The following is an 11546-nucleotide window of genomic DNA, read 5'->3' as shown; positions in this document are numbered from 1 at the left end:
GATAATGTGTCGATAAGTCGTGGAAATCTATCGTTTTTCAATAGATTTCCACGACTTATCGGTATGTATTGCAGGAGTTGGTTATTAGTATGCAATATTTCTAAAGGCAAAAATAACCAACTAAAGATAAGTGGTAGATTAAGGTTCTAACACCCATCTTGATTCTTTTCCAGTTGGACCTATTGCCGATTCGTTAGTAATATAGGTCAGACCAAACTTAGTTTTAGTTTTCATTGCCTTGCGAATAGAGTACATTATTTGTTCTATCGTAAAACCGCATTTAGGATAATCTTGAAGAGCTAATTCAACCGCACACTCTTGAGCTATACCTGCATTGCCATTGGTATAGTAGCTTACTATCTGTTCGTCTGTAAGTTCGTCCACGGACTTGACAGAACATTGTTTAAGATATTCTTGTATATTCATACTGATAAATTCTTTTTTTCAATTACACAATCCTCTGGTACATAAAGCTTCCATCGACATAAATAGGTGTCAGAATCACCTGTTGAGGTTAGACGTTTGGTATGCAAGGCACCTTTTGAGCGGCACCTTTCTATGAATTGGTCGCTTATGTGATGATGCTCTTTGCTATGCTCCAGGATGAATCCTACCTTTTGATAGAGGAATGCTTTATTGTACAATGCCAGATACTTTTCGAGTTTTGGCTCATCAAGCAGTGATATTCCTTCCATGCAATGAAGCAATTCCTCAATGCCTCCAGCGCGTTCTATACGGTCGCAGCAGTCTATGATTGTTCGTTCCAAATCAGTTACACGTACATAAGGATTTCCCTTGGGAGTTATAACGCCATTTTCCGCAGTTGGTTCAAAAGGGGCTGCACAGTACACAAAGTCTATTCCTTCAAAAGCAAAATCTTTGAAACGGCTTTTGCAGCCAACGTAGGCATTGTAGAAAGGTTGGTGAGCAACTCCATGTAATTCAAGGGCTGAGTGCCAACCAACATATGAAGATTCTGAAATCTTGGAACTCAACTCGAACTTGTCACACATGGGAGCATCTGTCGATGGATCAATAGTGACGTACATGTTTCGCCTAATCGGTTTCAGAACCTTCTGAGATTGCCATCGGGATATGGCCGTGGATGTTCCTGCATGAGACAATTGCATCTCACGCATCACATCTTCAAAGTTGAAGATCCTAATCTTGTATAAAGGCGTAAAAGTTGCCATTTTTGCATCGAAGTATTTATATATGAATAACTTTGTGCAAAAATAGCAACTTTTCTTCAAATATCCTAATATTTAAGCAAGAAAAACGAATAATTATACTATTTTCAGAATAGGCCAACGAATGGTGTCAACCTTGCTCCATTTCGTATAACTATTCTTGCATTTCAGCAAGGAAAAATAGATTTTTCCAAAATCCTTGACTATATGTTAATAAACAAGTTTATTTCGGCATATATACATATATGGTTTTCTTAAACTTGTAAACTTCCTGGTTTGAGTGGTTAAAATCGGTAGAGGTTTACTATTTGAGTTTGAAAGAACATGTATATATACATGGGTAAACTTAAACCTTAAACTTGTATGCGCCCTAAGCTTTGCCTTGGCTGCTCTTTAGCCGGTTCAGGGCTTTGCCTTCTTCTCCTTGCTGAAATTCCGTTTCCCTTTTAGTCTTACAATAGCTTCATGTCAAAAAAAGTCGTTTTTGTGACAAAATCATTAGTTTGCCGCTTGCCTCAGGCATCATGCTTCTCTGCTCAGCTTCCCTCTACATGCAGATGCTTACCCTTGGCAGTCGTAGGTCTGATCGTTCTGTCCTTGGCTTAGCCTTATTCATGTTCATGATGAAGTGTGAGTTTTCCTGCCAGTCTCTTGAACTTATAAGCCATCTTGTACAACCAGTTTGCTTGAACAACATCGAGGAGGATGCAGCTTTCCTTTACCCAACCAACTGCAGATATTTTCTACTCATCCTTTTCATTCATATTTTTGGACGAAGCATCCACACTTACTTTTTCCGCTGCAAAGTTAGTGCAAGCCACATTTCTGCAAGTACCAGGTGCCTTATTCTCTGAATTTTTTCAAAAACTTTTCCGTCTGCTGCTCATCCATAAAACTTTTCCTGCCCAAGGGTGAAATAATTCGATAATTCCTTGCTTCCTATGTTTCCCTTGCCAACTCTGATAGCACCGTAAAAAATAAATGTTTCACTTCTAAAAATATTGAATTATGAAAAAGATGGAAAATTCTTTCGCAGTAACTGGTTTCGTAGGTAAGGATGCAAGCATCCATCAGTTTACAACCGCAAGCGTAGCTCGTTTCTCACTGGCCATCAGCCGCAATGAGAAGAATGGCGATGAAAACTCTCGCACTTCTGCCTTCATGAATGTAGAGGCTTGGCGCAAGAACGAGAACACCGCTTCATTCGACCGCCTGGTCAAGGGAGCACTCCTCACTGTTGAGGGCTATTTCAAGCCAGAGGAATGGCAGGATGCCGAGGGAGTCAAGCACAACCGGGTAATTCTCGTTGCCACCAAGTTCTACGAAGCTGTTGAGAAGGAGAACGCTCCTGATTCTCAGCAGGGCAAGACCCAGAAGGATAAGTAAATCCTTCTCTCCAGATAAAAGAGCGGCCTTCGGGTCGCTTTTTTTGTGCTTATACTTCTTGTCATTTTAATCATTCTGCTTCATTTTAATACCCTATTAAAACGATGCAAAAATATCAATAATAAACTGATATTCAATAGCCTTACGAGTTTTATTCCTATACTTTTCCTTGCTGAAGAGATTGTCCTGTTATAGGAGGATTTCATTCATCGACTTCTGGGAATCGGTTATAATTCTGTTGCGAAGGTAACGGTTCTGTCTTATCTTTACAAGGTCAGGGCGTTGCTTTGCTGAAAAATCTCCACACCATTCGGGTAGTATTTTGCAGACAAAACCTTGTATGGATAGCCATAACACCTTCTGAATGCAACATAATTTTTAACCATCCCAGAAGTAGTTGATCTACGAAAGGGAGATAAAATCAGATGGCATTATGACAACAATGAAATCAATTCTCAGCCGACTTACCCAGGCAGTGAGCGGCACAGACAAGGAGCTCTTCAGTGAGCAGGAGTTGAACCAGTTTGCTTCATTCTATCTTGACAAGTGGGATGAAAACACAAGCGAGGACGTGGTGGCAGAGTCTTTCGTGGACTATTGGTGGAACACCGACAGGGCTTGCAGACGATGCTCAGAATGTGGCAAGCTGATGCGTGAGGGTTATTGCGCAGACATGGGAGTAGCCTATTATTGCAGCAAAGACTGTCTGCATAGCGACTTCACAGATGAGGAATGGGCAGAGGAATGTGAATCCAACGACCAGAGTTATTTTACAGAATGGTAATCAAATAAATATACAAAACAATGGCAAATCAGGCAACAACGACCTATAAGGTCACAGGAACCCCAAAAGCAGTAAGCAACCTTTGGAACACCCTTCAGCGCATGGAGGTGAACAGCAGGAACATCTGGCTGGATGACCTCGCCAAGCACTATGGAATCGACTATCAGAAGAAGCACATCAGCGTGCGTGGTCACATCTACTGGGCAGAGTATGAGGAGGATGAAGACACCAGTCTTCTTTCTTTCGAGACCGAAACTGCCTGGGATGCTTGCAATGACCTCTTCTTTGAGATAAACCGACTCCTGGATGATGAACTGAGCATTTCCTACAGATGCTGCGAGTGCGGATGTGAGGTCTATTACACCCACGATGAAGGCAATTACTTTCCCGAAGAATGCTGCGTCAGCGCATCCGGCGAACCATTTGAGGATTGTTGCGATGATGTTTACGGCACTATCGGAGAAGCCATCAGGGAATGGACTTCCAAGACCGGCATTGAGCAGGGAGAGCGAACCGATGAGCAGATGATGGACTTCATCAATGAATATGAGTATGAGGACGACGACACCTATTTCTACATCCGAACCTTCACATTTGAATAAATGAATCCTCAAATCCTGACGTTTCCCCTGACACTTTGGGTTGTTAGGGAAAGCGTGAAGGAACTCTCGCCAGATACCCGTACCTTTGTACACGTTAATACATGTCGCCACGTACACGTGAAGCCATGTACACATGAATACGTTAATACATATATACAAAAGATTTTATATTATGTCATTGAAAATCATTACATTCGCCAATCATAAAGGTGGCGTTTCGAAGACCACCTCTACAGCCTCCATCGGGGCTTGCATGGCACGTATGGGCAAGAAAGTCCTACTCATAGACCTTGACGGTCAGGCAAATCTTACCCTATATTTTATCCCGAATGAAGATGAGGTGCAGGCAAGCATCTTTGACTCTCTGGTTGATGGTGCACCCCTGCCTGTGAAGCATATCAGGGAGAACCTCGACCTCGTTCCTTCCTCTCTCGAAATGGCAAGCGCAGAGATTGCCCTCACCAATCTCCTGGCAAGAGAACAGCTGCTGAGCCGACTTCTCGAACCTGTGAAGCAGAACTATGACTACATTATCATAGACTGTCCTCCGTCTTTGGGAATCGTTACCACAAACGCTTTCCTTGCAGCTGATGAAATCATCGTTCCGATGACTCCAGAGCTTCTTCCTCTGAAAGGAATGAGAATGCTCGATTCCTTTGTCTCGACCTTGCAGCGAGTGAAGCCGAACCTCAGACTTGGAGGCGTTTTCATAGCCAGATTCAACCATCGCAAATTGAATAAGGTGGTTGAGCAAGCCGTGAAGTCCCGTTACGAGACTATCACCATGCAGACTCGCATCCGAGAGAACATCGCCCTGGCAGAATCGGCAGGCAGCGGTCAGAGCATCTTCGAATACGACCCTCAGTCGAACGGAGCGAAGGACTATCAGGCATTGACAGAAGAAATTATTTCACGTAATCAGTAAAGACTATGGCAAAGAAGAATATGGACATCCTGCTTGGCAACATTCTCGGAAAGGCTGCCATTCATCCGCAGGACAGATTTGACAAGTCTCCTGGGACTTCTCAGGAGAAGCAGATTCCTGCTGCAAGTTCTCAGATAGAGAGCGATTCGCCTAATGATGAACCCTGGCGACATTTCTCCTTTATATGCTCACAGGAACTCGTTGACAAGGTTCAGAGCATCGCCCGAAAGGAAGGTTTCACCATCCGCTCCTTCATGGAATACGTCATGAAACAAGGCGTTGAAGCTTATGAGTCGAAATATGGTAAGGTCAAGAAAATCAGGACTAAATCCATTAGGGAAGTCATGTAGAAAATGTGGATGTGTAGCCATGTACACATGAATACATTGATACACGTGTACGTTGATACATATAGACATATAGACGTTGAAACATGTCCACATGTGGATATGAATACAATGAAATTAAATAACATCAAAAACGAAAAGTCATGAAAATGAAAAAGTATCTTTCAATCGCCATCCTTCTGATGATGATGGCTTCACCAGTAGTATTCACCTCTTGCGACAATGATGACCCGATGGATGAGGTCGAGAGTCCGGAAACAAAACTGGACGTTTGGACAGAGCCTTACCATATCATGGGTGCAAATGTGGATGAGGTCAAGAGCTATATGGCTCAATCCATGAAGCGTTACCGCCAGGTAGCTGAGACTTCCGGCGACAACATCCAGTTGACCTTTATGACTGGGCAGGGTAGTGAAGGCGTTCTTTACAGTTTATCCCGTCTTGACGGTTCGCTTTATTCTGTCATAGATACGGAGCGAAGTGTGAACCGTGGGCTTGTGATTGACTATCTGAAGAAGCACTATACGCTTGTTTCTGCCGATGAAGCCAGCCTGCAGTACTGCTTCACCAACCCGGACAAATCCATGGTGATTACAACCATGAAGATTTCAGATTCCTATTTCAATGTGAACTATTCATTGGTTTATTGATTGAGAAAAATTTGATTGCCACCATCAGAACTTCGTGCTCTGGTGGTGGTAGTTTTAGATGTCTGTATGTGCTTGAAGGAGCATCCTGCTCTTTGTTGTGCTAAACTTTTTATGTCGACTCTAAGACTTTAGAATTATTTTCTTTATTCCAATTTACCCATTATATAAGTTTCCTATGCGTAATTACTTGCTATGGAAATGTTAAAAATGGGATATATAACTCATTTAAACGCTATTTGTTTCTTGATTATGAAACATTTTGCTTATCTTTGCAAATAAATTGAATATGTATGGCACAAAATATTTTTCGACTTGTCTTGACTGACGAGGCACAGAACTTTATTGAAAGTTTACCCGAAGCGGTATCCTATAAAATCTACTACAACATCAAGCGTGTTGCAGGTGGAGAACGCAACAAGGAACTTTTCAAGAAGTTGGAAAATTCGGAGATATGGGAATTTCGTACATTGTACAACAAAACTGCTTATCGTTTGTTTGCTTTTTGGGACAAAGACAAAGATACATTGGTAATTGCCACACATGGCATCATCAAGAAAACTCAAAAGACACCAAACAAAGAAATTGCGAAAGCAGAAGCTATTAGAAAAGAATATTTTAAAAACAAATGATTATGGCACAGATGAATCTTACTCCATTGGACGATGTGCTTGACAAGCACTTTGGAAAAGTTGGCACTCCAAAACGTGACGCTTTTGAAAGTGATGTAGACGGAGCTTTACATGCTTACCGTTTGGGAGAAGCCATTAAAAAAGCTCGTTTAGAGCAGAACTTGACCCAAGAACAACTGGGTGAGCGTATAGGTGTGAAAAGAGCACAAATCTCTCGATTAGAAAAAGGTTACAGCATAACTATACCTACTATGAGAAGAGTATTCAAGGCTCTTGGTGTAGTAACTGCAACTGTTGATTTAGGTATTGCAGGAAAAGTGGCATTGTGGTAAAACTTCATAGCGAAGTCCTCTTTGGTATTGAAAACAGAGAGGACTTTTAACATTTAATCCTCCGGTGTTGAACCTTCATATCTGGGTGTTATGTGGTACATATTATTTATATGATATCACTACTGTCTCGATAAAGTGAACTAATCGCTCTTTGAATTAATCGAAATTCTGTCTTTTGCAAGTGGTTCAAAGGGGACGACGATTTGAATTTGTACTTTTGCAGTTATTAATGATATTGCACAATGAATTAAGCGATCGACTTATGAGGTACTTCAGATTCTAAACATTTTGCTCATGGATAAGATTCCACTCACAGATTTCTTCGAAAGGACAGATTTCAATAATATCAAAGGACTTGATAGTCTCATCTTTCCGAGGTTATTTGATTTATGTTTAACAGGTCCTGCTTTTAACAGGACACTAATGAAGTAAAATGGTTAATAATCAAACAATATAATGTTATGGGAATAGACATAGTTCCGTTGGCATACAAGCATAAATTGGACATATCTTCGCCAAAAGCTTTTGCCAAAGATATAAGCAAGCGATTTTCTGCTAATATCATTATGAAAAAGGAAGATGAAGATTACAATATCATAGAGATGTTTAGATTGCATCACGAAAATGCCCAACATGATATTTCAATTATAATGAAAGTCATTACTGATGAATATAAGAGGTTATATGAAGTTAGTATTGATAATAAACAAGATACTTCTTTTGACGTATACCCCTATCATGTTGATCTGTATCTTACAGAATCACCCTTTAGATGGCATGGTTTTGAGACTTGTATTTGGAATAAAGATACCCCAGATTATCTTGAAATCTTGATAAAATACAGAAACTATATAAAAAAAATCAGCAATATTTTGGGATGTACAAAGTGTTTGTATATTCCAGACCAAGGATATACTGAATTTCTTTGGGATGAATCTCAAAAGGGTCTTGATTATGACGATTTGATAGAGTACATACGCAAAAGAAAGTACTTGAAGAAATGTAAAGATAAAGAACGTCCGAAAAAAACTTTAGTTTTAAATCTTCCGGATTTTTTATCTAAGCCTAAAGATTATGAAGGATTACCAGACGTTTACCTTGATGTAGTAATGGATGATTTTCATGATTTGAAATAAGTTACTACTTAACACTACGTCCTTGAATTATAGATAGATATACAGAATACTTCTTACGGAGAATATATATCAAAGGATTTGATAGTCTTATCTTTCCGGGGTTACTTGATTTATTTTTAACTTGTCCCTATTTTAACGGGACACTAAAGATAAGATACGTGAACAACGTAAAGACTGCGTAAGAAATTGTTTAAAACGTAAAAATCCGAACAGAATACCCCGTTTTCTTCTGTTCGGATTCATTTTTTCTAGAAAAATCGCTCAATAAACAACTTTTTTGAAACTTTTTTCCTGCTACGAAAAAAGACTTCACTCTCCCTTTCTACCTTTGCATCGTCAAAACAAGGAAGTATGGGTGAGCGGCTTAAACCAGCACACTGCTAACGTGCCGGACCGAAAGGTTCCGAAGGTTCGAATCCTTCTGCTTCCGCACTTTGGCTCGTTAGCTCAGTTGGATCAGAGCACGACGCTACGAACGTCGGGGTCGGGAGTTCGAGTCTCTCACGAGTCACAACATTGGAGGTTTGGCAGAGTTGGTCTATTGCACCGGTCTTGAAAACCGGCAGGCGGTAACGTCTCAAAGGTTCGAATCCTTTAGCCTCCGCAAACTTGCCCTATCGCATAACGGTAGTGCGGCAGATTCTGGATCTGCAAGTGGTGGTTCGATTCCATCTGGGGCAACATAAGTAAGGAGCTTTGGCAGACTTGGTGTATGCGCGGGACTGAAAATCCCGAGAACGTGGTTCGACTCCACGAGGCTCCACTTAAAAATTCGGGAGTGCTCCAGTGGCAACGAGGGTGGACTGTAAATCCGCTGTCTGATGACTTCGTAGGTTCGAGTCCTACCTCCCGAACTCAACTTGCCCTATGGTATAATGGTAGCACAACGGGTTTTGGTCCTGTTAGCGAAGGTTCGATTCCTTCTGGGGCGACAAGTTAAGAAACAACTCCATGGTGTAATTGGTAGCATGCCAGATTTCAGATCTGGAGGTGGTGGTTCGAAATCGCCTTAAGCGAGAGCAGAAGCCAAGCTTGCTTGGATTATGCCGAGTGCATGGCGATTCTCATAGAAATCCATCTGGAGTTTATATGGAGTTTGTAGCTCAGTTGGTAGAGTGCCAGGTTGTGGCTCTGGTGGTCGTGGGTTCGATCCCCATCAAACTCCCAAATGCTTCAATAGCACAGTGGTAGTGCAGCTCCCTTGTAATGAGCAGGTCGTAGGTTCGAATCCTACTTGAAGCTCCACATAAGAAAGGCTTCTCTTCAGGCAGTTTAGCTTGAAAAGAAGCCTTTTAGCTTTCTTGTAAGACGATGTCTCGTTGATGTTCGTTCATAATTTTCCTCCTTTATCCTTACACAAAGTTCAGAATAGATTTGAGTCTGTCCTGTACTTTGTTGAGCACCTGGATGGTGTCTTCGTTATTCTTATCCTTCTTGTTTTCAAGAAGAATGATAGCCTTCTTTATCAGCTTACAGTCCTCTATGGATAAAGGCATTTCGGTGATAGAGTAGTCTGGATCAGCGTATCTGTAGTATATTCTATCATAAACCTCGATAGGAGCATTGTAGCCCAGTTTGTCAGATCTCATAATCTGTATGTCCATCTGTACAGTTCTGGCGCATACTCCTTTGGTGATTCCCTCCATGTCATAGAGCGCATCGCTACATGCCTCCACGAGATCATCGAGAGTCCATCTTCTGTATCTGTTTCTTAAACAGTTGTCTATAGTTTTGTACCTTATTAAGGCATTCTTATTTGCTGGCATAGTTCTTTCATTTTAAGCGTAAAAAAATGGTTGGATTTTATCCAGCTTTTTCTCGCCATGTCAGAGCTGAAGCCAAGCATTTGGCTAAAAAGAAAAAGTTGGATTCTCCCGGCAAGGAAACTCCAACTCTTTCGTATTATCTATATTCTCTGTGGGGCACGCTGTTACGATACCCGAAAGAAATAACTATGCGAATAATGATGTGGGAATCCTATACCGGCTGTATCTGATGTACTTGATGTATGTACATAACTATTCCGCTCAAAGCGTCGATAGCTCTGAACGAATGATTGTGATGTTATGTGCATATTTAAATCCATTTCCGTATAGGATTTTTATATTTTTACTTTTTATTTGTCTAATTCGGGTGCAAAGATACAAAAATAGTGCGAAATCTTTTTGCGTAGCAGCAAAAAAATGGTATAAACATGCGGATTTTAATCAAAATGAGCTGTTCTTATAGTGATAATCGGCTGATTTTCCCTGATAATGCTTCGCCCCACACCATGAAGGATGCTACTGGAGTTCCACCTGATAGACTTTGCATTTATGTCAGCAGAGCGTGACGTAAGTGCAAAATCCCTCAGTCGGAAGGTGCCCACGAAACGACATGCGGTTGCTTACAAACTGAGTAGGTGGGACGCAAGCGATTCCCACTTAATCAGTTTGACACTACTGCATGTCCATTCGTCAAGAAGGGCACTGGCTCACAGCATCAACCTTCATTTCCCTCCCTTCCACCTTTTTATAATATAATGCTTTTCCTTTTTATAGGCATTATAGTCTTCCTCTTTTAAAATGTATTCATGTTGACGTGAATACATATATACATGGATAGGTGTGTACGTGTACACATGAATACACCTTGAAACTCTCATACCATGATGAGTAGCAGGACTTTATAGATTTGCATTTTTATAAACAAGATGATAATGCTTCGCCCCACACCATGAAGAATGCTACTGGATTTCCACCTGATAGACTTTGCATTTATGTCAGCAGAGCATGACGTAAGTGCAAAGCCCCTCAGTCGGAAGGTGCCCACGAAACGACATACGGTTGCTTACAAACTGAGTAGGTGGGACGCAAGCGATTCCCACTTAATCAGTTTGACACTACTGCATGTCCATTCGTCGAGAAGGGCACTGGCTCACAGCATCCTCCTTCATTTTCCCTCCCTTCCACCTTATTATAATATAATGCATTTCGTTTTTATAGGCATTCTGTCTTTTCTCCTTCTAATATGTATTCATGTGGACGTGAATACATATATACATGGATAGGTGTGTACGTGTACACATGAATACACCTTGAAACCCTCATACCATGATGAGTAGCAGGTCTTTATAGATTTGCATTTTTATAAACAAGATGATAATGCTTCGCCCCACACCATGAAGGATGCTACTGGAGTTCCACCTGATAGACTTTGCATTTATGTCAGCAGAGCATGACGTAAGTGCAAAGCCCCTCAGTCGGAAGGTGCCCACGAAACGACATGCGGTTGCTTACAAACTGAGTAGGTGGGACGCAAGCGATTCCCACTTATTCAGTTTGCCACTACTGCATGTCCATTCGTCGAGAAGGGCACTGGCTCACAGCATCAACCTTCATTTTCCCTCCCTTCCACCTTATTATAATATCCAGGTCTTCCTCTTTATAAGCATTCTGTCTTTCCTTATAAATCTTTCGGCTTTCCTTCTTTATAATCTTCGCCCACGCCATAGTCCAGTAAGCATGAACAGTTAGCCAGGGTGTTGTTCTTTCGCAGGCCGATTTTATCGACTTACGAAGGAACA

Annotated in this window: 12 protein-coding genes, 9 tRNA genes and 1 pseudogene; 18 read left to right on the top strand and 4 right to left on the bottom strand. The window is 41.3% G+C overall.

Going from position 1 to position 11546, the window contains the following annotated elements; translation table 11 throughout:
- Positions 1-138: 138 nt before the first annotated feature.
- Together ACQRBJ_RS15270 and ACQRBJ_RS15265 are read right to left on the bottom strand one after the other, a co-directional pair.
- Complete coding sequence (locus ACQRBJ_RS15270) at positions 139-426, bottom strand: hypothetical protein (protein ID WP_302688421.1); 288 nt, start codon at positions 424-426, stop codon at positions 139-141.
- Positions 423-1193, bottom strand: a complete 771-nt coding sequence (locus ACQRBJ_RS15265) for a type IV toxin-antitoxin system AbiEi family antitoxin domain-containing protein (RefSeq protein WP_445304132.1) — start codon at positions 1191-1193, stop codon at positions 423-425. Before ACQRBJ_RS15265 ends, ACQRBJ_RS15270 begins: the two co-directional genes overlap by 4 nt.
- 1005 nt (positions 1194-2198) lie before the next feature.
- On the opposite strand from ACQRBJ_RS15265, the gene ACQRBJ_RS15260 reads away from it, so the two are divergent.
- The 18 genes from ACQRBJ_RS15260 to ACQRBJ_RS15175 all read left to right on the top strand — a co-directional run bounded on the left by ACQRBJ_RS15260 (position 2199) and on the right by ACQRBJ_RS15175 (position 9226).
- Positions 2199-2576 carry a single-stranded DNA-binding protein gene (locus ACQRBJ_RS15260; protein ID WP_094881896.1) on the top strand — a complete coding sequence of 126 codons (378 nt, stop codon included), beginning with the start codon at positions 2199-2201 and terminating at the stop codon, positions 2574-2576.
- A 433-nt stretch (positions 2577-3009) separates the two neighbouring features.
- A complete protein-coding gene (locus tag ACQRBJ_RS15255) occupies positions 3010-3360 on the top strand; it encodes a hypothetical protein (RefSeq protein WP_182384355.1) in 351 nt (116 codons plus the stop codon).
- 20 nt (positions 3361-3380) lie between these two features.
- Complete coding sequence (locus tag ACQRBJ_RS15250; RefSeq protein WP_303257193.1) at positions 3381-3962, top strand: hypothetical protein; 582 nt, start codon at positions 3381-3383, stop codon at positions 3960-3962.
- Positions 3963-4134: 172 nt separating this feature from the next.
- On the top strand, positions 4135-4887 hold the full coding sequence (locus ACQRBJ_RS15245) for a ParA family protein (protein ID WP_445304131.1): 753 nt from the start codon (positions 4135-4137) through the stop codon (positions 4885-4887).
- Between the two features lie 5 nt (positions 4888-4892).
- Positions 4893-5237: a hypothetical protein gene (locus tag ACQRBJ_RS15240; RefSeq protein ID WP_445304130.1), complete on the top strand. Its 345-nt coding sequence runs from the start codon at positions 4893-4895 to the stop codon at positions 5235-5237.
- Between the two features lie 146 nt (positions 5238-5383).
- Positions 5384-5884 (top strand): hypothetical protein, encoded by a 501-nt coding sequence (locus tag ACQRBJ_RS15235; protein WP_445304129.1) that lies wholly within the window; start codon positions 5384-5386, stop codon positions 5882-5884.
- 290 nt (positions 5885-6174) lie between these two features.
- The gene (locus ACQRBJ_RS15230; protein ID WP_118255356.1) at positions 6175-6513 is read left to right on the top strand and encodes a type II toxin-antitoxin system RelE/ParE family toxin; all 339 of its coding nucleotides are present in this window, start codon (positions 6175-6177) and stop codon (positions 6511-6513) included.
- A gap of 2 nt (positions 6514-6515) precedes the next feature.
- Positions 6516-6845: a helix-turn-helix transcriptional regulator gene (locus ACQRBJ_RS15225; RefSeq protein WP_118192388.1), complete on the top strand. Its 330-nt coding sequence runs from the start codon at positions 6516-6518 to the stop codon at positions 6843-6845.
- 461 nt (positions 6846-7306) lie between these two features.
- Positions 7307-7981 (top strand): hypothetical protein, encoded by a 675-nt coding sequence (locus tag ACQRBJ_RS15220; protein WP_118255355.1) that lies wholly within the window; start codon positions 7307-7309, stop codon positions 7979-7981.
- Positions 7982-8326: 345 nt separating this feature from the next.
- Positions 8327-8411: transfer RNA gene (locus ACQRBJ_RS15215), tRNA-Ser, on the top strand.
- Positions 8412-8417: 6 nt separating this feature from the next.
- Positions 8418-8492: transfer RNA gene (locus tag ACQRBJ_RS15210), tRNA-Arg, on the top strand.
- Between the two features lie 7 nt (positions 8493-8499).
- Positions 8500-8585: transfer RNA gene (locus ACQRBJ_RS15205), tRNA-Ser, on the top strand.
- Between the two features lie 6 nt (positions 8586-8591).
- Positions 8592-8662, top strand: a tRNA-Gln gene (locus ACQRBJ_RS15200).
- Positions 8663-8671: 9 nt separating this feature from the next.
- Positions 8672-8744, top strand: a tRNA-Phe gene (locus ACQRBJ_RS15195).
- Positions 8745-8753: 9 nt separating this feature from the next.
- Positions 8754-8835, top strand: a tRNA-Tyr gene (locus ACQRBJ_RS15190).
- Positions 8836-8842: 7 nt separating this feature from the next.
- Positions 8843-8913: transfer RNA gene (locus tag ACQRBJ_RS15185), tRNA-Gln, on the top strand.
- A 160-nt stretch (positions 8914-9073) separates the two neighbouring features.
- Positions 9074-9146 (top strand) — tRNA-His (locus tag ACQRBJ_RS15180).
- Positions 9147-9151: 5 nt separating this feature from the next.
- A tRNA-Thr gene (locus ACQRBJ_RS15175) sits at positions 9152-9226 on the top strand.
- 241 nt (positions 9227-9467) lie between these two features.
- On the opposite strand, the pseudogene ACQRBJ_RS15170 reads toward ACQRBJ_RS15175, so the two are convergent.
- Positions 9468-9747 (bottom strand): annotated as a pseudogene (locus tag ACQRBJ_RS15170) (hypothetical protein); the annotation flags it as partial.
- A 1560-nt stretch (positions 9748-11307) separates the two neighbouring features.
- Positions 11308-11546, bottom strand: a 239-nt coding sequence (locus tag ACQRBJ_RS15165; protein WP_445304128.1) for a hypothetical protein, incomplete at its 5' end; no start/stop codon positions are given.

This window comes from Prevotella sp. SGI.167 (assembly GCF_050313615.1).
Taxonomy (GTDB): Bacteria; Bacteroidota; Bacteroidia; order Bacteroidales; family Bacteroidaceae; genus Prevotella.
Note: the sequence above shows the minus strand (reverse complement) of the source record. Positions and strands in the feature narration are given on the sequence as shown.

Coding starts and splice junctions, on each gene's coding strand:
- ACQRBJ_RS15260 (WP_094881896.1), top strand. CDS start 2,199: ATGAAAAAGATGGAAAATTCTTTCGCAGTAACTGGTTTCGTAGGTAAG.
- ACQRBJ_RS15270 (WP_302688421.1), bottom strand. CDS start 426: ATGAATATACAAGAATATCTTAAACAATGTTCTGTCAAGTCCGTGGAC.
- ACQRBJ_RS15220 (WP_118255355.1), top strand. CDS start 7,307: ATGGGAATAGACATAGTTCCGTTGGCATACAAGCATAAATTGGACATA.
- ACQRBJ_RS15255 (WP_182384355.1), top strand. CDS start 3,010: ATGACAACAATGAAATCAATTCTCAGCCGACTTACCCAGGCAGTGAGC.
- ACQRBJ_RS15250 (WP_303257193.1), top strand. CDS start 3,381: ATGGCAAATCAGGCAACAACGACCTATAAGGTCACAGGAACCCCAAAA.
- ACQRBJ_RS15265 (WP_445304132.1), bottom strand. CDS start 1,193: ATGGCAACTTTTACGCCTTTATACAAGATTAGGATCTTCAACTTTGAA.
- ACQRBJ_RS15235 (WP_445304129.1), top strand. CDS start 5,384: ATGAAAAAGTATCTTTCAATCGCCATCCTTCTGATGATGATGGCTTCA.
- ACQRBJ_RS15225 (WP_118192388.1), top strand. CDS start 6,516: ATGGCACAGATGAATCTTACTCCATTGGACGATGTGCTTGACAAGCAC.
- ACQRBJ_RS15240 (WP_445304130.1), top strand. CDS start 4,893: ATGGCAAAGAAGAATATGGACATCCTGCTTGGCAACATTCTCGGAAAG.
- ACQRBJ_RS15230 (WP_118255356.1), top strand. CDS start 6,175: ATGGCACAAAATATTTTTCGACTTGTCTTGACTGACGAGGCACAGAAC.
- ACQRBJ_RS15245 (WP_445304131.1), top strand. CDS start 4,135: ATGTCATTGAAAATCATTACATTCGCCAATCATAAAGGTGGCGTTTCG.